This window comes from Fibrobacter sp. UWH5, assembly GCF_900142505.1.
GTDB lineage: Bacteria > Fibrobacterota > Fibrobacteria > Fibrobacterales > Fibrobacteraceae > Fibrobacter.
Genome location: NZ_FRBB01000004.1, coordinates 119,213 through 145,531, shown reverse-complemented (window position 1 = coordinate 145,531; position 26,319 = coordinate 119,213). Strand labels below are relative to the sequence as shown.

Annotated in this window: 21 protein-coding genes, 1 tRNA gene and 1 pseudogene; 20 read left to right on the top strand and 3 right to left on the bottom strand. The window is 50.1% G+C overall.

All coding sequences use genetic code 11. The annotated features are described in order from the left end of the window. Positions 1-8 precede the first annotated feature (8 nt). The 3 genes from BUB38_RS05650 to BUB38_RS05640 all read left to right on the top strand — a co-directional run bounded on the left by BUB38_RS05650 (position 9) and on the right by BUB38_RS05640 (position 6,137). Positions 9-2,552, top strand: a complete 2,544-nt coding sequence (locus tag BUB38_RS05650; RefSeq protein ID WP_073158296.1) for an FISUMP domain-containing protein — start codon at positions 9-11, stop codon at positions 2,550-2,552. A 12-nt stretch (positions 2,553-2,564) separates the two neighbouring features. Continuing rightward, entirely contained in the window at positions 2,565-4,841 is a 2,277-nt protein-coding gene (locus tag BUB38_RS05645) for an FISUMP domain-containing protein (RefSeq protein WP_083541957.1), read from the top strand. Between the two features lie 225 nt (positions 4,842-5,066). Beyond that, positions 5,067-6,137: a fibrobacter succinogenes major paralogous domain-containing protein gene (locus BUB38_RS05640; protein ID WP_139258273.1), complete on the top strand. Its 1,071-nt coding sequence runs from the start codon at positions 5,067-5,069 to the stop codon at positions 6,135-6,137. Here the strand turns inward: BUB38_RS05640 and BUB38_RS05635 are convergent, their stop codons facing one another. Together BUB38_RS05635 and BUB38_RS05630 are read right to left on the bottom strand one after the other, a co-directional pair. Beyond that, positions 6,138-8,006, bottom strand: a complete 1,869-nt coding sequence (locus BUB38_RS05635; protein WP_073158291.1) for an FISUMP domain-containing protein — start codon at positions 8,004-8,006, stop codon at positions 6,138-6,140. Further along, a complete protein-coding gene (locus BUB38_RS05630) occupies positions 8,003-8,821 on the bottom strand; it encodes a TIGR02147 family protein (RefSeq protein ID WP_073158275.1) in 819 nt (272 codons plus the stop codon). Before BUB38_RS05630 ends, BUB38_RS05635 begins: the two co-directional genes overlap by 4 nt. Positions 8,822-9,059: 238 nt before the next feature. Between BUB38_RS05630 and BUB38_RS05625 the strand changes: the two genes are divergently transcribed. The 4 genes from BUB38_RS05625 (at position 9,060) to BUB38_RS05610 (ending at position 11,296) form a co-directional block, all read left to right on the top strand. Then, positions 9,060-9,131: transfer RNA gene (locus BUB38_RS05625), tRNA-Thr, on the top strand. 93 nt (positions 9,132-9,224) lie between these two features. After that, positions 9,225-9,539, top strand: coding sequence for a YbjQ family protein (locus tag BUB38_RS05620; RefSeq protein WP_073158272.1), 315 nt, complete (start codon positions 9,225-9,227; stop codon positions 9,537-9,539). 24 nt (positions 9,540-9,563) lie between these two features. Next, complete coding sequence (locus tag BUB38_RS15980) at positions 9,564-10,214, top strand: hypothetical protein (RefSeq protein ID WP_139258271.1); 651 nt, start codon at positions 9,564-9,566, stop codon at positions 10,212-10,214. Positions 10,215-10,219: 5 nt separating this feature from the next. Continuing rightward, positions 10,220-11,296, top strand: a complete 1,077-nt coding sequence (locus tag BUB38_RS05610) for a TIGR04133 family radical SAM/SPASM protein (protein WP_073158266.1) — start codon at positions 10,220-10,222, stop codon at positions 11,294-11,296. 74 nt (positions 11,297-11,370) lie between these two features. Here the strand turns inward: BUB38_RS05610 and BUB38_RS05605 are convergent, their stop codons facing one another. Further along, positions 11,371-12,915, bottom strand: coding sequence for a glucuronyl esterase domain-containing protein (locus BUB38_RS05605; protein WP_073158263.1), 1,545 nt, complete (start codon positions 12,913-12,915; stop codon positions 11,371-11,373). Between the two features lie 297 nt (positions 12,916-13,212). On the opposite strand from BUB38_RS05605, the gene BUB38_RS05600 reads away from it, so the two are divergent. The 13 genes and pseudogenes from BUB38_RS05600 (at position 13,213) to BUB38_RS05545 (ending at position 26,183) form a co-directional block, all read left to right on the top strand. Then, on the top strand, positions 13,213-15,363 hold the full coding sequence (locus tag BUB38_RS05600; protein WP_073158261.1) for a RelA/SpoT family protein: 2,151 nt from the start codon (positions 13,213-13,215) through the stop codon (positions 15,361-15,363). Further along, positions 15,360-15,953 (top strand): hypothetical protein, encoded by a 594-nt coding sequence (locus BUB38_RS05595; protein ID WP_073158258.1) that lies wholly within the window; start codon positions 15,360-15,362, stop codon positions 15,951-15,953. Before BUB38_RS05600 ends, BUB38_RS05595 begins: the two co-directional genes overlap by 4 nt. A 12-nt stretch (positions 15,954-15,965) precedes the next feature. Beyond that, positions 15,966-16,346 (top strand): NADH-quinone oxidoreductase subunit A, encoded by a 381-nt coding sequence (locus BUB38_RS05590; RefSeq protein ID WP_073158255.1) that lies wholly within the window; start codon positions 15,966-15,968, stop codon positions 16,344-16,346. Next, positions 16,337-16,819: pseudogene (locus tag BUB38_RS16960) on the top strand (NADH-quinone oxidoreductase subunit B); the annotation flags it as partial. The gene BUB38_RS05590 and the pseudogene BUB38_RS16960, both read left to right, overlap by 10 nt. A gap of 117 nt (positions 16,820-16,936) precedes the next feature. Next, the gene (locus BUB38_RS16955; protein WP_346348707.1) at positions 16,937-17,596 is read left to right on the top strand and encodes an NADH-quinone oxidoreductase subunit C; all 660 of its coding nucleotides are present in this window, start codon (positions 16,937-16,939) and stop codon (positions 17,594-17,596) included. Then, complete coding sequence (locus tag BUB38_RS05580) at positions 17,593-18,735, top strand: NADH-quinone oxidoreductase subunit D (RefSeq protein WP_073158250.1); 1,143 nt, start codon at positions 17,593-17,595, stop codon at positions 18,733-18,735. Before BUB38_RS16955 ends, BUB38_RS05580 begins: the two co-directional genes overlap by 4 nt. Positions 18,736-18,749: 14 nt before the next feature. Next, on the top strand, positions 18,750-19,868 hold the full coding sequence (locus tag BUB38_RS05575; RefSeq protein WP_073158247.1) for a complex I subunit 1/NuoH family protein: 1,119 nt from the start codon (positions 18,750-18,752) through the stop codon (positions 19,866-19,868). A 12-nt stretch (positions 19,869-19,880) separates the two neighbouring features. Next, on the top strand, positions 19,881-20,354 hold the full coding sequence (locus tag BUB38_RS05570; protein WP_073158244.1) for a 4Fe-4S binding protein: 474 nt from the start codon (positions 19,881-19,883) through the stop codon (positions 20,352-20,354). Further along, on the top strand, positions 20,354-20,950 hold the full coding sequence (locus BUB38_RS05565; protein ID WP_083538125.1) for an NADH-quinone oxidoreductase subunit J family protein: 597 nt from the start codon (positions 20,354-20,356) through the stop codon (positions 20,948-20,950). Before BUB38_RS05570 ends, BUB38_RS05565 begins: the two co-directional genes overlap by 1 nt. Beyond that, positions 20,947-21,252, top strand: coding sequence for an NADH-quinone oxidoreductase subunit NuoK (gene nuoK / locus BUB38_RS05560; RefSeq protein WP_073158242.1), 306 nt, complete (start codon positions 20,947-20,949; stop codon positions 21,250-21,252). Before BUB38_RS05565 ends, nuoK begins: the two co-directional genes overlap by 4 nt. Then, a complete protein-coding gene (gene nuoL, locus BUB38_RS05555) occupies positions 21,245-23,200 on the top strand; it encodes an NADH-quinone oxidoreductase subunit L (RefSeq protein WP_073158239.1) in 1,956 nt (651 codons plus the stop codon). Before nuoK ends, nuoL begins: the two co-directional genes overlap by 8 nt. A 12-nt stretch (positions 23,201-23,212) precedes the next feature. After that, positions 23,213-24,754, top strand: coding sequence for a complex I subunit 4 family protein (locus BUB38_RS05550; protein ID WP_073158236.1), 1,542 nt, complete (start codon positions 23,213-23,215; stop codon positions 24,752-24,754). 1 nt (position 24,755) lies between these two features. Continuing rightward, positions 24,756-26,183: an NADH-quinone oxidoreductase subunit N gene (locus tag BUB38_RS05545; RefSeq protein WP_073158233.1), complete on the top strand. Its 1,428-nt coding sequence runs from the start codon at positions 24,756-24,758 to the stop codon at positions 26,181-26,183. Positions 26,184-26,319 lie beyond the last annotated feature (136 nt).

The following is a 26,319-nucleotide window of genomic DNA, read 5'->3' as shown; positions in this document are numbered from 1 at the left end:
AGTGAGACATGTTAGACAAGTTTATCAAGACTATTTGCATTGCCTTTTTATCCATTGGCATTTTTGCTTGCAGCGAAAGTTCTAGCAGCGCACCAGATGAAGAGGAAATTTCGTCTGGGCTTGAGTCCTCCGACAGCGATTCCCCGGAATCTAGCAGCGATTCTAAAAGTAGTTCTTCTACAAAGTATTCTTCGACTACGCATATCGATATTTCTGAAATTAATATCGATGAGGGCTTTTACCTGGATGAAAATACAGGCATCAAGCACAAGACGGTTACGGTCGGCCCGTTTGTTTGGCTTGCAGAAAACATTTCGGTAAAGCCGAAGGTCATCAACAGCACCTGCTACGGTAACGATGAAAAGTCTTGCGAAAAGTACGGCAGGCTTTACAGGCCGTTGGATGCGGGGGAGCTGTGCCCGGGCAACTTTAGGCTACCGCTCAAGAGCGAATGGGAATACCTTGTGCGGAATGGAAGAATTTTTGATGAAAAGTTTGGAATTACGCTTGGCGGATTCTGCAATACTTCGGATTCCTCCGGTTGCGTTGGCGCTGATTCCGTAGGAGCATTCATTACGGCAAAGAACAAGGCCTTCCATATTTCGAAGGATTCAAGCTACGCAACGGAGCAGGATAACATGACCTACTATTCGCTGCGCTGCATGAAATACGCCCATGTGGTAGCAAAGTTCGATGATCTTCCAGAATGTGACGACGAAGCGCGTACCCTTGTGGATTCTTTTTATGTATGGAGCATAAAAGACGATCTGCATTGCGGGGAATATGGTTGGAGGCCCGTTTATTCTTCGAGCATCTTTGTAGACCACTGCGACGATGCCGGTGCGCTGTTCAAGAGCGATACTGCCATATTCGTTTGCAGGAGCAAGCGCTTTTACAAATCCGAAACATGGTCCTACGCAGCACCAGTCGATCTTTACGACTGCGATGATTCCATGCGTGATTCCGTCATGACGATAGGCCCCATAACGCAGGTCTGTGAAGAAGATGGCTGGAGATCGCTCGAGGAAATTGAAAAAGTCCATGGATTCTGCAAAAAGCCCAGCCAGTATAGGACGGAAATGTTCCAAAACCTTCCATATACCTGCGATGAAAACGGCTGGAACTTGTCGCTGCAGACAATCTTGAGTTCCTCTTCGATCAATATTTATTCCAGTTCTTCAAACCCGGCGAGCTGCACCAAGGAACTTTCTGTAAAGGTTGACGGCAATACGGCAATGCGTTGCGAAGCCGGGAGCTGGGTCGCCATTTCTGACACCGTTTACCTTGGCGTTTGCAACCAGGCGAAAATGAACAAGGTTACCGCAATCGGAACCAAGTCTTACCAGTGCCGCACCTACGGCTGGCAGCAGCTTAGCAGCATTGAACAATCCATTGGCGCATGCACCGACACTACCTTCGGCAAAATCAAGACGTACAGGGACACATCCTATTTGTGCAGAATCGAGGTTCCGTCATCGCAGTCGCAAAACGTACAGTTCTCCTGGGGGAAAATAACAAACGATGTAGCTTCTCTTGGGGCATGCACTGCTGACCTTATCGGCACCATAAAGAAAACTGCAAGTGGAATTTCTTACAAGTGCACGAGCAATTCATGGGTTGCCGCTTCGGTAAGCGATGTTTATGGAAATTGTTCTTCGACAAAAACTAAACTGTCGGGCGTTTTCAACGGAGTCGAATACATTTGCGACATTGACCGCGGATCGTACCAGTGGTATGCAATGCAGCCGATTGACTCGGTAGCAGGCTACTGCGCAAAACCCAGGGCAAACTTGCTGATTAGCTACAAAGACGTGTACTACATCTGCTCTGGAACCCCCGACCCTAACGTTTGGAAGGAAGCTACAAGGGAAGAAATACTCAAGAAGTGCACAACTGCGCTGGAAGGTGCTATTTATTCCGACTCAATGGTTACCGCCAAGTGCACGGCCAGTTCATGGAAGGCTGTTTTGACCGAAACCCTCAAGGACCCTCGCGATGGAAACGTTTACTACACAACTACTTTTGACGGAAAGACCTGGATGGCCGAAAACTTGCGCTACAAGGGCGCTGGAGTAGATCGTTTCTGGTATCCAAACGACAACATCAAATATGAAAGCAGGGGCCTCCTTTATCAATGGCACACTGCTATGCAGCTTGATTCCATTTACGACAAGACCATCCTTGGATATGACCAGATAAAGCCGCAATGGCAGGGACTTTGCCCGGCAGGGTGGCATATCCCGGATGAAGACGAACTATCGTCGCTTAGAAGAGCAGTGAACAATTCGAAAATTCCTGTATATGCAATCGGCCTGAAAGTCGCAGGGACAGGCTTCCGTTACCAATGGTATCGTAACGGCATTGATGTTGTTACAGGTTTTGAAAAGATAGATACTACCGGCTACTTTTGGGGAGCTAGCTTTGCTAACAGCAAAACTACGATAATTTCAAATGTTGTGGATTATGACAATTTTTCGACCACAACTCCAGAAATGTACATGCTCAACAGCAAGGTTTTCGCTCATGGCGTCCGTTGCGTCAAGGACTACTAGGGAGGTTGAAAAATGAAGAGCTATCTTAAATTATTTTTCATGACAGCAATGCTCTTTACCTTTGCTGCATGCAGTGATGACAGCGCAAGCGCAAGCAACAATGGCGAAGAAAACCCGGAATCCTCCAACGACCTTGAACAGGAATCTTCCTCATCGGCTCAGAGCAGCTCCTCTTGGAAGGAACTTTCTTCGGCGGCGGTCATTGACATTTCGCAGTTCAAAAATGACGACACCACGGTTGTCGATTCCGTAAACAACGCCGTTTACAGTACAGTCGTTATTGGGCCCTACAAGTGGATCAAGGAAACCATCCGTATCGAAAGCGATAGCGTCAAGAGTACCTGCTACGACTATGATGACGACAATTGTGAAAAATATGGAAGGCTCTACTACAACAGGTATAGCATTGGCAAAGTATGCCCCAAGGGATACAGCCTTGCAAGCAGGGGAGCATACTCCTATTCGGCGGCAAAGCTCGAACTTTCTACCGGCGGCTACTGCCAAAAGAACGATACGTTGGCCTGCAAGAACCTTGGAACCTACGGCTACTATAAAACAGGCGACGGCTATGCGTTTGTCATAGACTCCCTTGGCAAAAACTTCTTTGAAGATGATTCTTCAAACGGTTTCTATTTCGCCAAGTGCGTAAGGCCGCTCGGCATAGTGGCAAAGTTCAACGAGCTCCCTGCATGCGAAAGCTACAACCGCTACGAAAACGTCTTCGTGGCAGAAAAGGATTCTAGCTATGAATGTGGCAGTGACGGCTGGCATGCTGTTACAGGCACATCCGCAAAGGCATGTTCCGATACCTCGGCCAGGTTCTGGTATGCAGACACAATGCTTGTTTGCTCCAAGAACGGATGGAAGGTTGCCGGTCCTACAGAAATTGGCGAAGTTTGCCAGCCCGAAATCCGCTATAAGCAAGTGGAAATCAGCGGACGCACCTACGTTTGCGAAAACTGGTACTGGACGGAACTTGTCGGCCTCAATAAGGAACTTGGCTATTGCTACCAGGATATTTATGGAAAACTGGATACTGCAAAAACTGGGGAAGTCTATGCATGCCACGGCAGTTCCTGGGAAAAGCCATACATCAATGACATCTACGGCAAATGCGACAGCAGCAATGTTGGCCGAGTCGTTACATTCGATTCTGTGCAGCAAGTGTGCCCGTCAGCACAGCAAGGCTGGAGACAGCTGACCGACATAGAAAAGGAAATTGGCCCGTGCACCGATTCAAGCTACCATAAAGTCGTGCTGTACGAAAAAGACACCACGGTACGCGTCTGCGAAAAGGGAACCTGGAAACTCGGAGACTACACATGGGTCTTTGAAACATGCAATACAAGCAACCGCGACATGCTCGATACTTTGTTCGGAACTCCGTACAAGTGTCAGTCTTCCACCTGGAAAAGACTGAGCGACTTGGAAAGGCAAATTGGACCTTGCCTGAACAAGAACAATGGCGAACAGGTTACGGTATCGGATACGGTATTCCTTTGCAGCGGCGGACAATGGACCCAAAAGACAAGCCCAGGTAGTTCCAGCAGTTCTGTAAAAAGTTCCAGCAGTTCCGCCGTGAGCTCTAGCAGTTCAATACAAACCATGCTCTCGGTTCTTGGGGAATGTAATTCCGCACGCATTGGCGTGCTCGTTGACAACGGACTCAACAAGACAAAGTGCACCGCAAACGGTTGGGAATACCCCTATGGAACATTAACGGATTCTCGCGACAACCATGTTTACAGAACAACAGAAATCGCCGGACGCACATGGATGGCCGACAACTTGAAATACAACGGCAGCGATGTTGATGAAAGCTTGTGCCCTGGCCTTGCCGAAAGCAACTGCGAAAGCATGGGCCGTCTCTACAAATGGCACACAGTCATGAAACTCCCTGAAAATATCGACTATTCACTGCAACAGGATTCCACACAGTATCTGAAGGCTCAAGGAATTTGCCCGACTGGCTGGCACGTTCCGTCGTATGAAGAGTGGAATGACCTGGCGAATGCCATTGATTCTACGGTAGGTTCCTATTCAAACTACAATGACTATGTTGGTTTCCCTAAAATGCTGTCAGGGTATATTTCAGAAACCGAGATGGCAACTGGGTATTTGAAAGATTCGTATTTCCGCTCCTCGACAATTTACTTAGGCGCTTCGGATCATTCATACTTAGGCGCTTCAACCTCGGATCATTCATACGGCATGAATTCCAGTGCTAGACTGCATGCTTCATCAATGTCACGAAGCGCATCACTTTCTCTCCGTTGCATCAAGGACTGATCAAAAAGAACTTTTTGTGTCCACTTTCCTTACAGCTGCAAAATGCAAAAGTCAAGCAGGAGACCATTAAAAATAGCCTATATGTAACAGGGTGTTACATATAGAAAATTCGGCTAAAAATGCGTGGGAAATGTGGGGCGTTTGAGGGAAAGCGGTTGCTGCGGGCGGCCGGGAGTCGCTAGGTTCTTTTCTACTATTTGGTTGTAAAAGATCGAGGAAAACTTTATGAAGTTCGGTTTGTTGAAAGTTTTTGTGCTTGGAAGCGTTGTTCCGCTCGCTGTTGCGCTCAACGCCTGCGGCGATGATTCCAGTTCCACCAGCGGGCCTGTAAACAACGACGGTTTCCGCGGCGGCATTCCCGATACGGTTGAGACTTTCGTGGAACTGTCGAACTACGACTGCGGCAAGAGCCTGAGGTGCGTTACAACCTACCTGGTGGAATACCACGGCAAGGCTGTGTGCGATGGCGAAAATGGTTGGGTGTTCAGCCCACTTGTCGAGAAGATGGGTTGCGACTTTTTCACGGAATCCGGCCATTTCCGCGAAGAAGAATTCTCGTCCTCTTCAACCGAGCTCGTCCCCGACCCAAATTTGGAAACTGAAGAGTCCAGCGTCAGTTCTAGCAAAGGCGCATGGGCTTACTTGAATCCTGACATTGACTACAGTGAGTTTACTGATGCACGCGACGGCCAGGTCTATAAGACCCTCTCTACCAGCACCCAGACCTGGATGGCCCAGAACTTGAACTACGATCCGGGTGATGTTTCTGACATGGGCGAATACGCATGGAGTGGATGCTACAACAACAAGGCGGATTCCTGCTCCAAATACGGTCGCCTTTATACCTGGCAAGTCGCCATGAATAATGCAGATTGTGCTCATGGAAAGGAATGCAAGCCAAACGGCTTTGTTCAAGGAGTTTGCCCAAGCGGCTGGCATTTGCCGAGCCTCTATGAGTATGAAGTACTTATCAACAACTTCGATTCTAAATTCGGTTATAACCACACTATTGAAGCACTTTCGTCAACAGCGGGCAAATATCTCAGGTCTATGACAGGTTGGGATTCTAGCGGCAATGGAACAGACTCCTCTGGTTTCTCTGCGCTCCCGGCTGGCTACAGGAACTACCATGGCGATTTCTACGATGCCGGTCGTTATGCCACCTTCTGGTCCGCTAGCGAGTTCAACAGTACCGACGCCTACTACCTACGCTTGTACTACAACATGGACGATGTCTTCCTGAACTACCGCAATAAGGGCAATGTGTTCTCTGTTCGTTGCTTCAAGGACAACTAATCAATCCTTCAGGCAGCGAACATTGGCATAATCATTTGAAGCCATTTCATAGGACCCTGAGTGCACAGTATATATAAGATACTCTATTTCTCCAGAAGTCGATTCCTTCTCCGAGGAAGTCCATAAGCAAGCCTCAAGCTCCAAGCTCTGGAATTTCAGCGACCCATCCGTTTTTACAGTAACAGAACCCGTTGGATAAAGATTAAAACTATAAGGATCCGTTAAACTCTTATAGTAAACAGAACTCCAACCTTCGGCAGATTTCAAGGACGAAGCCGTTTTCCCCGTATGAGCATACAAATCCTCATAGTCCTCGGCCGTTGGCAGATGCCAGCCTTCTGGGCAGATTGTCCTAGACTCACTTTGTGAATACATTCTACCGTATTTTTCACAATTGCTTTCTTCGTTATCATAACAATAACTTGTGGATGCGCCCTTATATTTCAAATTGTCGGCCATCCAGGTCTGCGATCCAATTGTCGCAATCTTGTAAACATGATCATCTCGAGAATCCGTAAGACTTCCAGTCACGACTGTGGCTGGATCTACGACGTAGTTTGCAAATTCAGTAGCTGTACCCATTATGCAACGCAGAGACATGAAAGCACTTTTTTGGGTTTGCATGAATTGAGACCAAGATCGTTCCTTGACAAGCAACCATACCCATGCATTCCAATCATATTCCGTGGTCATGATAAAAGATGCCACAGCTCCAAATGAGCCTGCATCGGAACTATACGCAGGATTATAGAGACCTCCAGCAGGCAAAGCGCTAAATCCATAATCATCCGTTCCAAACATTTCTTCCGTCGTAGCTCTTTCTCCGGCCACATCCTTCCCGCCCATTTCTTCTTCAAGAATTTCAAAGTCATCTAGGTTCGGGATGCGCCAGCCGTCGGGGCAAATGCCCTGGATGTTTCGACCGGGATTGCAGATATCCATTCCTCCACAATCTTTTACGCCCTTTCCAAAAACATCCGCGGAATCCACAGCAGCGGACCAGGAATACAATCTGCCGTACTTTTCACAGTTGGCCGGATCTCCTCCCGGGCAGTAGCTAAGTGAATCCAATGTTTCTGTAGAAACCAGGTAGGCGTAGTTCAGATTTTCTGCCATCCATGTTTGGTCGCCGATCTTCACAGTTTTATACACATGGCCGTCGCGTTCATCTACAAACAAGGTGGAAGCAACTTCCGCAGGTTCCTCATCTTCAGGATCCTCCGGGGCGTAGAATTCAGCGATGCAGCGGTCCTTCATCTTCTTGGCGGTGCCTTGCAAATATTCGTTTGCGGTAACCTTCGGCTTGAATTTTACAACACATATCAAATGGAGAATGGTACATTTGTCCAGCTTGAATAGGTCTGTGACGATTCCGTCGTTTTCGGAACAATAATCCACAAAGGCCGTAGAATCTGCCTGGCAGTTTGCCACGGCGCTGTTGCCTTCGTAGGTATTGTTCAGATGGTCTTCCACCACGGCGTCCAGGGAATCGCGGCTCAAGAATTCCGTATGCGCATCTTTCTTGTAAACGCGGGTCAGGTTCATGCGGACACCATTCTGTTCGGTATACAGATCTACGGTGCAGGCATCTTCCACTGTCTTGCCAGTGTGTTTGTAATAGGAGTTGCCTGCCGTCGTAAACTGGATTTCGTACCAAGACTTGCCAAATTCAGCGTTGTTAACCTTTCTCAAAGCCACAGGGGACGCAGGTTCCCATGTCATCAACAGCGCATAAGCCGCGCTATCCAAATTGGTCGCGTTCTGTTCCTCTGTATAGCCGTTTGCAACTTTCTTCTCAGAATCGCTACAGGCGGCAAAGAACAAGAAAGTCCAACAAAAAGCGAGAATCATTCCCAAAGAAAACTTCATTTTTCAATCTCTTTTGTCACCGGAAACAGTTGCAAGTTCAACCTGTAAATCCGGTCACACTCCTCTGCGGCCGAGACAATTGCGGCGATTTTCTTGCGGCAAGAGTCAAGTTCATTCACAATCTGATCATAAGCAGCCCGATTTACAGAAAGCGTCATGCCAGAAAAATTACGGTCACTTACGGAGAAATTATCTACGGCCTTCTCTGCAAAAAATGCCATTTGTTTATGCATGTTGCGAATGGCCTTCGGAATCTTTTCCGAGGAACCAAGAATAGCCTTATCGGTCTGCACATAACTTTTCTTGTTCTTTTTCAGGAAGCCAGCCTGAACCATGAAATCCAGAGATTTCCTCACATCCTCCGAAGACACATTCTCATAGAACAGGCTCGCGATTTTTGCAGGTATCGCAACCGCTACTCTAGGGGCAAGTTCCCTTAGTATCGGATTCCACCAATCTTTATAATAATCATAAGCGTCGTCCCCTACAATCCGAACTTTCTCGTCCTTCGCTATAGCCTGCATATGCTCATAGGCGACTTGTTTTCTGCGTTCTACCGAAGTGTTGCAATAGGAAACCAATGCTAAGAAGTACGATGATTGAACTTTAGAAAGTCCCATGACCTTTGCAAGGCGGATCGCGCCGACACTACTCAGCTTCGACTTCCCGTCACAAACTAGTTTTAAGAACCTTGGAGAAGCATAGCCAGCCATTTTATTGAAACCGCGCCAGGACAAGCCGGTCATCAACTTGCGTTCTTCGTAGAAATCCCTAATGTAAAGGCGATAATCGTTGTAGTCAGAAATCGGTTTCATGGAGCGTTCCAAATTTATGTTTTTAAGCAATAAATTTCAATTTTATTACAGAGGAGAAAAGACAACAAACTGAAGTTTTTGCCATCAAAAAAAGCAAAAAAACGTCATATGTCTCACCATGAGACATATAGGAAAAACTTCCCCTTTTTAACTTTCTTCCCTCAATTTTGCAACAACCGCAAAAAACCCCTTGCAAAGTTCCAAATATTGTACTATCTTTGGGCTCACCTAAGCAAAAGCCCAGGTAGCTCAGTGGTAGAGCACTTCCTTGGTAAGGAAGAGGTCTCGGGTCCGACTCCCGATCTGGGCTCTTAAAGAGCAAAACCCGCCTTTAACTACAAGGCGGATTTTATTGTATATTTAGGGAAAGATCTATCCTTTTTTCGACGTCACGGAGGTTCCCATGAGACTTTTCACCACAGACTTTATCTCGGGCAAGGAAATCGAAACTATCTGCATGGTCAAAGGTAGCGTCGTCTTCAGCAAGAATGTAGTCCGCGATGTTTTTGCAGGTCTTAAATCCATTATCGGTGGCGAACTGGCAGGCTATACAGAAATGCTGAACGAAGCTAGGCAGCAGGCTACAGAACGAATGGAACGGGACGCCCGCAATGTTGGCGCTGACGCCATCGTTGGAATTCGCTTTATGACATCCGCAGTTATGGCTGGTGCGGCAGAAATCATCGTTTATGGAACCGCAGTAAAAATCAAGAAGTAACCTCATTCGATTAGGAGACATAAAATGAGTTTATTAAAGAAGCATTGGCAAAAGTTCATTATTGCCTCGTTCGCCAGTTTCTGGGCCAGCTGCAGTGATTCCGAATCATCTACACAACCCATTTACGAAGAGCCATCATCAAGCTCCAATGCAACAACGTCTAGTTCCAACGAGACAACCCCTAATTCTAGCAGCAATGTGGAACCGACATCCAATAACAGCGAAAATACGATTCGTCCCTCAAGCAGTTCGTCAAATTCCATTCCCCAGATAGAGCCGCTGTATGGTGTAGTGCAGGAGCCGCTACAGCCGACCTGTAAGCCATCCGTGGTCGAAAGCTATTCGATTCCTCCTTGTCACGACGAAATCTGCCCGGATTACGGTGTTGAAATTGTGAAAACGGAAGGTTGCGATTGCAGTGATGGAAGTTCCTACACTCTGGAACAATTTTCCAATCTCTTTGGCGTTGATGAAGACGCCGCAAGAGAATGCAATCCTGGCAACGCAACAGATCCGAACAATTCCAGCGAGGAAAACTCCAGCAGTTCCATGGGCATTGACGAGCCTCCCTTCGTCAAGGACACCGCCTTCATCGACCAACCCGCAGTTTACGGGCCTCCTTGCTTTTTCAACGGGACATGTAACGACGTTCCCAGCACCGAGGAAAAGGAGTAGTCCCGATGAAGCTAGGCTTCAAGAAACGTCTTGCACTGGAATTCTACCGTCTTTATCGCCATAATGAAATAAAGACGCACCCACTGACCTATTTCTTCTGGGAATGCACCCTGCGCTGCAACCTGCATTGCCTGCACTGCGGTAGCGACTGCCTTAAGGATGCCATTCCCGACATGCCTCGTGAAGATTTCATGGCAGTATTGGACCATCTGGCCCCACACATTGACCCCAAGCACTTCATGGTGGTCATCACCGGTGGCGAGCCTCTGATGCGCCAGGACCTGGTGGAATGCGGTCAGGAAATCAAGAAGCGCGGTTACCCCTGGGGAATGGTCAGCAACGCCCTTGCCATGACGCCGCAAAAATTCGTGGACTTGCTAAACGCAGGTCTCCGTTCCCTCACCATTAGCCTAGACGGCCTTCACGACAGCCACAATCATTTCCGCGGAAGTCCCAACAGCTTTGACAATGCCATTCGCGCCATCACCATGGCGGCCCACACGCCAGGCCTTACCTTTGACACCATGACCTGCGTCAACAAGCAGAACCTGCCGGAGCTCCCCGAAATTCGCGACATGTTGATCAAGATTGGCGTCAAGCGTTGGAGAATCGCCACCGTATTCCCCAAGGGGCGAGCCAAGGACAATCCGCTGTTCCAGCTCTCCAACCAGGAATTCAGACAGGTCTTTGACTTCATCCGCGAAACAAAGCGGATGGGAGTCATCAACGTAAACTATGGCTGCGAAGGATTCCTGGGCAGCTACGAAAAGGAATCTCGCAACTATCCTTTCTTCTGCCGAGCCGGCGTAAACGTAGGTTCAGTCCTTGCCAATGGCGATATTTCGGCATGCCCCAGCCTCCGTGGCGACTACATCCAGGGAAACATCTACAAGGATGATATTTGGGACGTATGGCAGAACCGCTACCAGATTATGCGAGACCGCAACTGGGCCCGCCTTGGAGACTGCAAGAAGTGCAAGTACTGGCGTTACTGCGAAGGTTCCAGTCTTCATCTTCGTGACGAGAAGACCAAGGAACTGGCCTACTGCCACGTCAAACGTTTGGAAGACGCAGGGGCGTAACCTCAAAAAAACAGATATCAAAAAAAAGGCTGTCCCATTTTCAGGAACAGCCTTTTTCATATTTGCGCAATCAATTATCGGAGCGTCGGTGTAGTCCAGTCGATCCAATCGGACTTATTCCACTTAATCTGCTCAGAATTCTTGGTGTAGTCAATCTTTCCCGTTTGAACTCCATCCTTTTCCAGCAGGAACTTATTGATGAAATCCTTGACTTCGTCAAACTGTCCGTTGGGCAAGGAACAGTGGGCGTGACCGCCTTCCTGGGAATAGGTGTAATTTTCGCTTACGCCCAATGCGTCAAAGACTTCCTTGGAAGCCTGGCCGCAGTAGTTGGAGGGAACTTCTCCAAGCCATTCCTGGCCTGCGTTGTCGATAATCAGCAAGGGACGAGGAGCCACCATGGCCACCAGCATATGCTGGTCGAAGGGCAAGGTGTTTTCCTTTCCGTCGTAGTTCTTGAAGGTTGTCTTCATCCAGTTGCCTTCTGAGCCTGCACTATTCAGGCCCTGTACAAACTGTTTGCCCTTCTGCTTGTTAACCTGAGCGCCTACACGCCAGAGGGAAGCGCCACCGGAACCGGATTCCTGGGGAATGGTCAAGGCAATACGGGTATCAAAGGCGCCAACAGCAAGAGAGCCCTTGCCCCAGCGGGAACATCCGGTAATGCCAAGATGCTTTACATCGATGCCAGCTTCCGGAGTTTTTTCCAGAGCGTCAATCAGGCGGCTCACACCCCATGCCCATGCCATGATGGTGCCAGTGCTAGCGTTGGATCCATAAATGTCGTAGAACTTACCGCTACCACGCTGGCTTTCAGGAGCAACATTATCGGGGTTGAAGATAATCTGAGCAATGTCAAGACCAGAGAGGGAGCCACCCAGGCTACCGCAAGTGTTACCCATAAAGCCACCACCAAAGCCGATCATGGCGGGCTTCGGGTTATCCTTGGTGCCTGCGCCATTGATGGTTACAGCGAAGGAAGCCGACTTACCCTTGTCGGTCACGGTCACGGTAAAGGTGCTTCCTGCAAGTTTGCCCTCCACTTTTTCGGGATTACGAGGCTTATCGCCGTACATGATCTTTTCGTACATGGCGCCAATTTCTTCACGACGGCACTTCCATTCGTCCTTGGAAGAAATTCGTGTTCCAGCCAAAGTGGTGAACGGGTCCGGAAGTTTTGCATTGTTGACGCTAGTAGGAATTTCACTAATCGAGCACTCATCTCGGTAGTCTTCCTTGAAAGCAGGGGCGGCCTCCACTATCGCGCTGGAACTAGAAATCTCTGCGACTTCTGAACTGGAAGACAGCACCTCGCTTTCCGCGGAATCTGCAGAACTTAAAGGCAATTCTGAAACGGAACTTTCCGGATTGACGGAAGAGCTACTTTCCCCCTCCAGATTAGGAACTTCCTCTTGCTCAGAACTCAGGGCCTCTCCACCTACGGGATCCTGCAACACCGACTCGGAGCTTTCCGGCCCCAATAGGCTTTCACTGGAGACAACCCCATTGACGTCTCCCTCTGGTCCAAGACCATTGCTTTTATCATCAGAACAGCCATTCGCAGAGAACAGCCCCAAAACAGCTATGGCAGAAACTGCCAGCATTTTTCTTGTTTTCATAAACCCATCCAATCCCTCTTCTCAACCATTTGAGATCGAGGCCCGTATAATATAATCTCAAACGTGACAAGAATCACATTTTATCCACGATTAACGTTGTTAGACACTACAACATTTTTTCCGGGAAAAACGCCCCTACCGCGCTTTACAAAATTTGTTTTTTAGGGTCAAACGTTTTACGTCTCTTGAAAAGTTCCTTTTTGGATTTTTAGCATGAAAACCCCAAAGCCCTTATTTTTCGCTTATTTCACAATCTGTACAACACGACACCCCCTTTTTTAGATATAATTGAGGGTAATGGATCAACTGAATCTTTCATCTAACCAAGAGCACATTATTGATGTGCTGATTAGAAAGAATCCCGACCTAGATCGTGGGATTCTGTCTAAGGCTGTTGCCTTTATCGCCCAAGCTCACGAAGGACAGTACCGCAAGAGCGGCATGCCCTACACCGAGCACCCCTACGAAGTAGCCAAGATTCTTGCAGACCTTAAGCAGGACCAGCCCACTGTTTTGGCAGGCCTGTTGCACGACGTCGTCGAAGATACGGATCATTCCCTGGAAGAACTTGCCGAAATGTTCGGCGAAGACACCGCATTCATGGTGGACGCCGTCACAAAGATTACAGCAGCCCAGGAAGCCAACAAGACTGCCCAGAAGGCAGAGACTTACCGAAAGCTGATTATCGCCATGGCCAAGGATCCCCGCGTCATCATGATCAAGATCGCGGACCGTATCCACAACATGCGAACCATGCGGTACATGAAGCCCGAAAAGCGCCAGCTGATTGCCCAGGAAACCCTGGACATCTACATTCCGCTGACCCACAGATTCGGTCTCTACAAGCTTAAAAACGAACTTGAAGACCTGAGTTTCAAGTACGTGAACCCCGACGAATACCAAAAACTGGTAGACGCTCTTATCGAGAACAAGGAATCCCGCGAACAGTACATCCAGTCCGTGATTGGCCCGCTCCAGATCAAGATGGCCCTGGAAGATTTCGACTGTACCATCCAGGGACGCACCAAGAACATCTACAGTATCTACAACAAGATGCTCAGTCGCGGCTGCCAGTTCGAAGATATTTTCGACATTTTCGCAATCCGCATCATCGTGGAGTCCATCCCCGAATGCTACCTGGCCCTAGGCTACGTCCATAACCTGTGGACTCCGCTGCAGAGCCGCTTCAAGGATTACATCGCCACCCCCAAGCCCAACCTTTACCAGAGTATCCATACCACGGTTATCGGCCCCGACAACAAGATGGTCGAAGTCCAGATTCGAACCAAGGATATGGACCTTACGGCAGAAAAGGGTTTTGCCGCACACTGGGCCTACAAACTGGAAACCCAGCACGAAGGTGAAGAGCTGGCCTGGTTGAACCACATGGTGAAGCTCCAGTCCGAGATTTCCGACTCCAAGGAATACCTGGACTTCCTGAAGGTTGACTTGAAACCTAGCGGCATGACCGTATTCACCCCCAAGGGTACATCCATAGAACTGCCCCAGGGTGCCATTGTCCTTGACTTCGCCTTTGCCGTACACACGGAACTGGGTCTCCACTGCATTGGCGCAAAAATCAACGATGAAGTGGTAAATCTTGACACCGTGGTCACCCATGGAGCCACCATCCAGATTTTGAAGAGCCCACACCAGGAACCCAGCCCCGAATGGCTCGAAATGGTCAAGACCGTAAAGGCCAAGCAGGAACTGCGTCGCTGGATGCGAAACAGCATGATCCAACAGTCCAAGGACTTGGGCAAGGAAATCTGGATTCGAGAACTGCGTCTTGCAAAAATTGAAAAGGACAAACGTCCTGCAGAAGAAGCCATCAACAAATATTTCGGGACCACAAGCGTCGACGACTTCTACGAACGAATCGGCCAAGGCGAACTGCCCCTGGTAGACATCCAGAGATTCCTCAACGGCGACCGCGCCCAGAACGGCAACGATTCTGCAAAGGCTCTGAAGTTCTTCCCCTCGTTCAACAAGGACAAGAAGGCCGAATACCGCGACGAAATGCCGCTGCAGATCGGGCGCGAAACCAGTTTGATGATCCACTTCGCCAAGTGTTGCGCCCCTGTTCCCGGTGACAAGATTGTCGGTGTCCTACGCCCCCAGATCGGTATCGAAGTCCACAACGAAGATTGCCCCGAACTAAAGAAACTGACCGATGGTCAGCAGATCGCCGTGCAGTGGAGCGAGCAGTCAACCCATGCCTTCGAAGTTCACTTGTCCATCGAAAACGACAACCGCAAGAACTTTACCTACGATGTGCTGAAAGCCCTGAAAGACGAGAATCTGTTTATGGATCGGATTTCCTCTGCCGGTGTCAATTATTCCGGCAGGGTTCGTCTCGTATTCAAGGCATACCGCAAGGAACAGGTCGACAACCTTATTTCAAACATCAAGAAAATTCCAGGCGTACGCCAGGTGGTTAAATCATGATTACAACCCTCCACCACAGCGACTATACATTGAAGAATCGTGCATTCAACTGCCGAATGCGCAATCGTTACTACGAAGAAGTATACTACGCCTTCAGAGCCATGTTCCCAAACGAAGTGGCCGAACGCAAAGAACCAAACCCGGTTGCCGATGCCATCTGGTTTCAGCATCTTGGTCACGAGACCAAGCATTTCGAGCATCGTCTTGTGACGTGCCTTGAATATGCCCAGGCAGCAGTTTTTTACGGCAAAGCCGAAAACGCCTCCCTCTATAGCAAGGACAAGCGTTGGGGTATTTTGCAAGAAGAAATCTTCTTGGTACACTTTTTGCGAGAGCTCTTGTCGACGACACGTTACGTGATTGCAAGAATCGAGACAGACCAGATGCTTCAACAATGGGCAGGCGAAATGCAGGATTTGAAAACCAAGCCGGTGGGTTATGGTTACGTCAACGCTATTCAAGAAAAGTTGAACGAAATGAATGCAGCCACCATTGATGAATTCAAGGATCTGCTCAAGCACGTCCTAGACCGATTCCAGATCGGCAACACACTCTTCGGAACCGTACAGGAACTGCAGAACTTCTATTAAGAGGCGCGAGAAATGTCAGAATATGTAATTCTATCCATTTTCCTTTTTTTGGGAGCGTTTATCGCCGCGGCCGCTACCGTGACAGGCCTATTGCTAGGTTACCGCACCAAGAAAACAAAAAACAAGATGGCTCCCTACGAATGCGGTATGGAAACCATCGGCAATGCTCGAATTCAGTTCAAGGTGGGCTACTATCTGTTTGCCCTCCTTTTCCTTGTTTTTGACATCGAAGCGCTGTTCCTGCTTCCTGTCATGGCGAACTTCAAGGAAATCATGGCAGGGCATACAGCCCTCTCCCCCATCGTTGTTGTAATTGACTTGGTAATCTTCCTCGCCATTCTTGTTTCTGGCCTTGCCTACGCCTGGAAAAAAGGACTTCTCAAATGGGAATAATCAACTTTGCTCCTAAGATTCTGGACCCCATTCCCGGCGGCAAGTACGTCGTGAATGCGGTTGACTATGTGGTCAACTGGGCCCGCGCCAATTCCATTTGGCCCCTGACTTACGGCACCAGCTGCTGCGCCATCGAAATGATGAGCAGTTCCATGGCCCGCTATGATATTGCACGTTTCGGTTCCGAAGTGTTCCGAGCATCTCCCCGTCAGGCAGACTTGTTCATTATTGCGGGAACCATTACCCGTCGCATGGCCCCCGCCCTGCAGATGCTGTGGGAACAGATGCCGGGCCCCAAGTATGTGCTTGCCATGGGAGCCTGCACTATTAGCGGTGGCCCCTTCAAGTACGACAACTATTCCGTCGTTCGCGGAGCCGAAAACCTTATTCCCGTAGACGTATTCGTTCCCGGTTGCCCGCCCCGTCCCGAAGCACTTTTCCATGGTCTGCTAACCCTTCGCGAAAAAATCCTCAAGGAAACCTGCCGCGACCCCTGGCACGAGGGTGAAACCAAGGATACAGCCAATTTTGACCGTTACCGCGAAGCCGCCAAGGCCTGGGCCGAACTTGAAAAAATCAAGGACGAAGAAATGGCCGAAGCCCGCGTCAAGTTCAAGGAAGAGAATCCGGACTACAAGAGCGCCTTCAAGCCTGTTCGCGTCGTAAAGGAAACCTTCCCCGAAATTGTACGTGAACCTGTTGCAACCCGCGGTCTTTCCCAGGCAGAAATGTTGAAGAAACTGCAGGAAAAATTTCCGTCAATTACCGTCCGCACCGCTGGAGAAGATTCCGTGGAAACGACGGTCCAGAATATGACCGCAGACACTCCCCTGGAAGTTCTAGTCGATTCCAACGACTACCTTGCAGCGGTTGAATTCGTAAAGAAAGACGCCTCGTTCAAGATGGATTACCTAATTGACGTAACCGCCGCCGACTACAGCGATCATTTTGACTTGATTACCATGCTCCGCAGCATGGAACACGGACACAAGTTGTTCTTCTGCACACAGCTTAAGAAGGACGAAAATGTCGCCGCAGAAAAGCGAGCCACCGCATTGCTCGCCAAGGTTCCTACCGTCAGCCACCTGTACCCCGCCGCCGAAGTCAAGGAACGTGAAGTCTTCGACATGTTCGGCATAGAATTTACAGGTCATCAAGATCTTCGCCGCATCTTCCTGGACAAGGATTTTGTGGGCTACCCCCTCCGTAAGGACTTTACTCACCCCGATATGATTAAGAGGCCCGTATGAGTGTAACACAGCTCCCCCCGGGATTCAAGATCACCCGAGAATCTAACACCGAAGAATTCTTCGTGAACATGGGCCCCCAGCACCCCAGTACTCACGGTGCCTTGCGTCTGGCCCTTCGAATGGATGGCGAAACCATCATTGAAGTCGTTCCCCACTTCGGTTACATCCACCGCGGTATGGAAAAGCAGGCTGAGTCCATGACTTACCTGCAGTACATCGGTATGTCTGACCGTCAGGACTACCTGACCGCCATCCAGAACAATCTTGGCGTAGTTCTTGCTTTGGAAAAAGGCATGAACATCGGCGTTCCCGAAAGACAGGAATACATCCGCGTCATGCTCTGCGAACTTGGACGTATCGCAAGTCATCTGGTGTTCTTCGGCTGCTTTGGCGGCGACCTTGGCGGACAGACCTGCTTGCTGTTCGGCTTTAAGGAACGTGAAATGATTCATGACATTCTTGAAGAAGTCACCGGTTCCCGCCTGACCACAAACTACTTCCGCCCCGGCGGAAGCCGTTTCGACGTCCCCGAAAATTTCATTCCTCGCGTCAAGGCATTCCTGGATCATCTGGTCGGTGCCATGCGGGACTACGAACGTTTCCTTTCCAAGAACATCATTGTGCAGGAACGTTCCATCGGTATTGGCGTACTTTCAAGGGAAGACGCAATTGCCTACGGATGTTCAGGCCCCGTACTTCGCGCCAGCGGCGTTGACTTCGACGTGCGTAAGGCAAATCCCTACAGCATCTACAATCAGCTGGAATTTGACGTACCCACCACAACCAATGGCGACTGCTATGACCGCTACAACGTTCGCATTGCTGAAATCCATGAATCTATGCGAATCCTCCGTCAGTGCATCGACAAGTTCCCCACAGAAGGTCCCTGGCGTTCCAAGGAAAAGCCGGTGAAGCTTCCCGTCGGTCGTTTCTACAGCGAAGTTGAAACCGCGAAGGGTCTCTACGCCACCTATGTGGTTGCAGAAACCGCCAGCGACAAGCCCTATCGTATTCATACCCGCGGCCCCAGCTTCCCCCATATTGCAGCATTGAACAAGATGGTGCAAGGTCACACGGTTTCCGACTTGGTAACCATCATGGCAACTCTGGACCCGGTGATTCCGGAAATTGACAGATAAGGAGTTTGACTTTTATGTTCGTACCCTCTATCACAAATCCAATTGGCGATGTTGTTCGCGAATGGGTGCCGAAGCTTGCAGAATACCTGCCGGCAGCCATCCAGTCCGACACACTGAACACGATCGTAGCCTTCCTGGTAAACGCTGTCATCTGCGTCATTGCAGTTTGCGCCGTAAACATCGGTTCCGCCCCCATCCTCATCTATATGGAACGTAAGGTTTGCGCCCATGTGCAATGCCGTCTTGGCCCCATGCGCCTTGGCTGGCACGGCACCATCCAGACCATCGCCGACGTTCTGAAGATGCTCTTTAAGGAAGTGTACAACCCCGGTGGCGTTGACAAAGTCATGTACTACATGGCCCCGCTGATCGTGCTGATAGCCCCTTTCATGGTAGCAGCCCTTATTCCCTTTGGCCCCACCCTGGTGGTTGCCGATGTAGATATGGGCATTCCCCTGATTATCGCAGTCAACGGATTTGGCGTTCTCGGCATCTTGCTGGGCGGCTGGTCCAGTAACAACAAGTACTCCCTGCTCGGAGCCCTCCGTAGCGGCGCCCAGATGATCAGCTATGAAATTTCCTTCGCCATGATTCTGCTTTTCGTGGTGATGTTTTCCGGATCGACCAACCTGATGGATATCACCCAGAGCCAGAGCGGTACCGTTCTTAACTGGATGATTTTCAAGGTTCCTGTGCTTGGCTTTATCGCCTTTATCCTGTTCTTCATTTCCAGTACTGCAGAAATGAACCGCGCACCGTTTGACATTGCCGAAGCGGAACAGGAATTGACCGGCGGTTACCACACGGAATACACAGGCACCCCCTTCGCCATGTTCTACCTGGCAGAATACATTGCCCTCGTCACCAACTCCGCACTGGCCACCACCTGCTTCCTGGGTGGTTTCCACGCACCCTGCATCGGAGTCGCTGCCGTAGACACCTACCTGAACATGGTTCCCGGTGTTATCTGGTTCTTTGCAAAGGTCTACTTTATGATCTGGTGCTACATGATGGTCCGCTGGACTTTTGTGCGCCCCCGTGTAGACCAGTTGATGAGTTTCGAATGGAAGTTCCTGCTGCCGGTAAACTTGTTGGTACTGGTAGCAGGCGCAATCTACATCGCGTTGTTCTAAGAGGATTTTATAATGGCTGAAAGAATAACTGCAAAACAGTATTTCAAGCGCTACTTGAAGCGCTGCATTACGGGTCCCTGGAGTCTGATGTGCGGTTTGTCCGTTACCCTCAAGTACTTCTTCAACCCCAAGCGTATTGTTACGGAACAGTACCCCGAAAACCGCAAGACTTTGAAGATGCACGAACGTTACCGCGGCCGTCTCCAGATGGTTGAAGACGCCGAAGGAAACAACCACTGCACCGCTTGCGGCATGTGCGAACGTGCCTGCCCCAACGCAAGCATCAACGTTCTTCCCACGAAGAACATCGCCGGCAAGAAAGTGCTGGGCCGTTACGTCTATCATTTTGCCAGCTGCACCCAGTGCGGTCTCTGCGTAGAAGCCTGCCCCTTTGGCGCAATCCGCATGTGCCAGGAATTTGAAGTGGCTACCACAGACCCCAGCACGCTGGAAATGATCTTGAACAAGAAGGAGGGACAAGGTTAATGCCTAACATTTCCCAGATACTTCCTGCACTGTCTCAGGCCTTCCCCCTCGGCGGCATGGACATTGCATTCTATGTGGTTGCAGCCATCATGCTGTTTACCGCACTGTTGACTGTTGCCGTACGAAACATACTGCAAAGTGCCGTATTCCTCATTTTCTCCTTTGTGGGTACAGCAATCCTTTACATGTTGCTCCATGCGGAATTCATCGCCTTGGCCCAGATCATGGTTTACGTGGGCGGCGTGGTGATTTTCGTCGTATTCACCATCTTGCTTACAAGCCACTTGGGAGAAGATTCCTTCAAGGCTAAGATGCCTCGCACCTTTGCGGCATTCGCACTGGCTATCGCCTTTGTTGCCGTAATGGTCAAGATGATCTTGCCTGTTAAGGAACTGACAGTTTCTACGCCTAGCGCACCCGAAGGATTCGCTTCGCTGAACGCCTTTGCCTTACGGCTTTTGAGTTACGGCGCAGACGGATTCGTCATACCTTTTGAAGTTGTAAGCATTTTACTTTTGATGACCTTGATCTGTTCCATCACCATAGCTCGCAAGGGCAAGGAAGACATGAAGGGAAACAAGGAGGTTCAAAAATGACTTTGATGAACTGCCTAATCCTCGCATTTTTGCTGTTTGGCATTGGCGTCTGGGGCCTTATGCACCGTCGTCACCTGGTGGGTATGCTGATTTCCATTGAACTCATGCTCAACGCAGCAAACATCAACTTTATCTCGTTCGCCTATTTCACAGCTAGTGACGCTACGGCGGGCGCCCTGTTTAGCATTTTCGTCATTGCCGTAACGGCCTGCGAAATGGCAATCGCCCTTGCCATTGTAGTCAGTATGTATCGCCGCTACAAGAGTCTTGACGTTGAACAGTTGAGGGACCTCCATGATTAACGACGTTTCCATCAGCTATCTTATCTTCTTGATGCCGCTTCTCACTTTTGTGGTAAACGGTATCTTCCTGGGACGTAAATCAGCCAAGGGTGCAGCAATCTTTGCAATTATCTGCAACGGCATCGCATTCGCTTCGGCTCTGTCCCTGGCCATAAGCTACTTCAGTTCCGGATACGCTCCCCAGAAGGCAATTCTTTTCGAACTTCCGTTCCTGAAGTTTGCAGAAACCTTCGTGGCCAACATAGGCCTTCTGGTAGACCCTCTCAGCATCATGATGCTGGTGGTGGTTACCTTTATCGCCTTCATGGTCAATATCTACAGCGTAGGCTATATGCGTGGCGACCGCGCCGAAGGACGTTTCTTCGCGCTGCTTTCGCTGTTCAGCTTTAGCATGCTGGGCCTGGTTGCCGCCACCAACCTATTCCAGATGTTCATCTTCTGGGAACTGGTGGGTGTATCAAGCTACCTTCTGATCGGTTTCTGGTATCACAAGCCTTCTGCAGTAAGCGCCTCCAAGCAGGCCTTCATCCTCACCCGCTTCGCTGACAGTTTCTTCCTGTTCGGCATCGTGTTGGTCAGCTATGTTCTGCAGACCTTTGACTTCGCCAACATCAACAGCATTTCCCTCATTGCATTCAAGAAGCAGGTCATAAACCTGGGCATCATGAGCATTTCCCAGGCAGACGCCCTGATTCTTGGTTCCATCATGATCTTTACTGGTGGCTGGGGCAAGTCTGCCATGTTCCCCATGCACATCTGGCTGCCCAATGCCATGGAAGGTCCGACCCCGGTATCCTCCATCATCCATAGTGCAACCATGGTGGTGGCAGGTGTCTATCTGGTAGCACGTCTGTTCCCCTTCTTCGCCGCCTGCGGCGATGCACTTACCTTGATTATGTGGGTTGGCGCATTCACTATGGTATTTGCCGCTGTAATCGCCTGCACCCAGAAGGATATCAAGCGTATCCTCGCCTACTCTACCCTGAGTCAGCTGGGCTACATGATGTTCTCTCTCGGAGCCTGTAAGATTGGCGATGCCGTCATCGTAACCGGTTGGACAGCCTCCACCTTCCATATCTTTACTCACGCCTTCTTCAAGTGCAGTTTGTTCCTGATTGCTGGTAGCTTGATTCATCAAGTTCATACCAATGATCTGGATGCCATGGGTGGTCTCCGCAAGAAGATGCCCATCACCTACATCTGCGCCCTGATTTCCATTTTGGCCATTTCCGGTATTCCGCCCTTCTCCGGTTTCTTCTCCAAGGACGAAATCATTCTGGCGGCATTCCAGGGTCATCATTATGTAGTGTTCGGTTTGGCCTTGCTCACCAGCGGTCTCACCACCTTCTACATGTTCCGCCTGTTCTTCCTGGCATTCCACGGTAAGCCCCGTTGCCACTCCGTTGCAGAAGGCCACGTTCACGAAGACTTCGCCATGACCTTGCCTATCGCAATCCTTGCAATCCCTGCTCTGGCTAGCGGTTTTGCAGCAAAGGGTCTGTTCGAACATTTCTTTGTGCCGGGCAAGCTCCGTGTTCCTCAACTGGTCTTACTCCCCGAGGCTCATTGGATTCCTGTTGTCGCCATTGGCGTTGCTGTTCTCGCCCTGTTGATTGCCTGGTTCCTTTATGCAAGTCCCAAGGCTAAAATTGAACGGGCCCTGGATGACACCAACCGCTGCGGAATCTACAAGACCATCTATCACAAGTTCTACTTCGACGAAATGTATTACTGCGTCGTCCGCCAGTTCGTCATTGGTGGCATCGCAAAAATCGCTCGTGGAATTCAGGACGTGGTTATCGAAGGTCTGGTCGCATTCGCCGTCTGGTTCGTACACAAGTTGGGAAATCTGGTTCGTACCGCCCAGAGCGGCAACCTGACTTTCTACGTGGGCACACTGATCGTGGGCATTATCATTTGGCGTTTCATCGGGAATCTCCCCTTCTAAGCAGGTTTAAGCATGGATACTTTACTTTTTAACCTGATTTGGCTTGTTCCCCTTTTCACAGTTCTTGTCTGTGCTCCGATTCCTTCGGCAAAGGCAAAACTGATCAAGGGCATCCACGGCACCTCCGCCACGCTGGTGTTGTTGCTGGTGGGTTATCTGACCTATCGTCTCTATATGCTGAGCGGCACCCCCGCCAATGAAGCAACGGCTCCGCTCCTGCTTCAGTTTTTCACGGACATTCCCTGGATAACAGCCTTCAACGCCCACTATATGGTTGGCGCCGACGGTCTGAATATGTTCCTGCTGTTGCTCACCGCTGTCATCGTATGGGCCGGTGTATTTGTCAGCTGGGAAATCAAGGGCAACCAGAAGGTGTTCTTCGCCTTGATCCAGATGCTGGCCACCAGCGTCTACGGCGTGTTCATGAGCATGGACCTGGTTCTGTTCTTCGTGTTCTACGAAATGGAAGCCCTGTGCATGTATCTGATGATCGCAGGTTATGGTTCCGGTCGCAAGGATTACGGTGGTAAGAAACTGACCCTTACCCTTGCATTCGGTTCCTCCATGATTCTGGCAACGCTGTTCGGTCTCTACTTCGAAAGCGGAATCAATAGCTGGAGCATCATGGAACTTTCCAAGATTACGATTCCTATGGATTTCCAGATGTGGGCCTTCCCCCTCATGTTCATGGGTTTCGCCGTCAGTTCCTCTTTGTTCCCCTTCCACTTCTGGAGTCCCGACGGCCACGCCAGCGCACCTACCGCGGTTTCTATGCTTGCTGCAGGCGTCATGATGAAGATGGGTGCCTACGGTTGCCTTCGCATCGCCATGTTCCTGATGCCCGAAGCCGCCAGGATTTGGCTCCCGTGGGTTGTAGCCTTCCTGATTTTCAACGTGGTTCTTGGACCTTTCATCGCCCTCCGCCACAAGGATCTGAAGTACATTACCGCCTACAGTTCCATTAGCCATCTGGGTCTTATCTTCCTGGGCCTTGCCGCCATCACTCCCGTGGGTCTCCGCGGTGCAGCCCTCCAGATGATTTCCCATGGTTTCCTGACAGGTCTGTTCTTCGCCACTATCGGTATGATTTACGAACGCACTCACACCCGCGGCATCACCCAGATGGGCGGCATCATGCGTAAGATGCCCTTCCTGGGCGTGGGTTTCGTAATCGCCGGTTTTGCAGGTCTCGGCCTTCCGGGCTTTAGCGGATTTGTCGCCGAAAGCACCATCTTTATTGGAGCTTTTGCCCAGGAATCTACCCTCACCCGCATCGTGACCATCCTTGCAATCCTCTCCATTACAACCACTGCAGTGTACATTCTACAGACCGCAAACCGTATGCTTCACGGCAATATGCCTGCCAAGTACGAAACCCTTACCGACGGATGCTTCCGCGAAAAGCTGGTTATCATCGTTCTGGTGGCATGCCTCCTGCTGATCGGTATTTTCCCGGGTTGGATTTCAAACATGCTGGACCAGAGCATCGCCCCCATCTTTGCAAAGATCTCTGCAGCAGCTTCTAGCGCATCCACCGCAGGAATTGGAGGTTAACATGACTTACATTCCGAATTACGTTATTCCCGACTTGTTGCTTTTGCTGCTCCCCTTCCTCGTCATCGGTAGCAGACTGTTCGTCAATGAAAATTCCAAGATTCCCTGGCGCGTTGCCAACATCGGCCTGGTTCTGATTTTCATCCTGCTGAACACCATCCCCCTGGCAAGCGCAAAGTTCTTCATCAGCAACTGGCGTGTGGATGATTTCGGCACCCTCATGCGTGAAGTACTGGTACTCAGCGCCATTCTCGGGGTATGGCTTTCCAAGGATTACTTCGATCATGGTGGAGACGGCAAACCGGCCATGCGCCAGCTGGCTGAGTTCATTGGAACCATCGTCTTTGCCACTTTCGGTGGAATCACGGTTATTTCCGCCAGCGACTTGCTCACATTCTTCCTGGGTCTCGAAATCGCAACCATCCCCATGTATGCCTTGACCGCATGGAATAAACGCGACCAGTTCGGATCCGAAGCCGCAACCAAGTACATCCTGATGGGTTCCGTGGCAACAGCCTTTGAACTCTTCGGATTCAGCTACTTGTACGGTTTTGCAGGAAACATCCGCTTTGACGCCATCCAGAGCGCAGCAAGCACACCCAACGCATTGCTTTGGATCGCCGTGCTGTTCCTATTCTGCGGCATCGGCTTCAAGCTGACCCTGTTCCCCTTCTACACCTGGGCCCCCGATGTTTACGAAGGCGCCCCCACCCCCGTTACCGCGGTGCTTTCCGTAACCTCCAAGGCAACAGCAATCGCATTCCTGGTGGTGCTGGTGTATGGCCCCCTGGCTCCGATCCGCGAACAGATTGCCCCCCTCATCGCCCTGCTTGCAGGAATCACCCTGTTTGTAGGAAACCTGGGAGCCCTAAAGCAGACTCGCCTCCGTCGCTTCATGGCATACAGTTCCATCGCCCAGGCCGGTTACATCATGGTCGCCTTGCTGGGTAACGGAGAATTGGCAAAGACAGCCATCATCTACTACCTGTTTGTCTACACCGTCGCAAACTACCTGGCATTCTTCGTTTTCGCCATCATCGGACACTACCGCGAAGAAAACTTCGACAGCCTCCGCGGTCTCTCCAAGCAGAATACCCCCCTGGCGGTAGCCCTGGCAGTAGCCATGTTTAGCCTGGCAGGCATTCCTCCCCTTGCAGGTTTCTTCGGCAAGTTCCACCTGTTCTTTAGCGGTGCATCTACCGGCCATTATGGCATTGTAGTGTTCGCCGTTTTGAACAACGTTCTTGCATTGTTCTACTACCTGCAGGTCATCAAGAGTGCCTGGGCAGATGAAGCCGACGATAACCTGAGCCCCCTCCGTATGACCAAGCGTCAGCGCTGGGTGATCATCGCCCTGACAGCGACCGTAATCCTCATTGGTGTGTTGCCCTTCATCAGTAATAATGTGTTCGCAGGTTTTACATTCTAACCTGAAAAGAGAACATGATGAAAAGGCTCCTAGAAAATCTAGGGGCCTTTTTTTTGGTTCGTTTTTTTTATTTCGCAGTCAAAACGTTCAAACACTATGAACAGTTGTAAACACTTTCGTCGCTTTCCTTATGGTC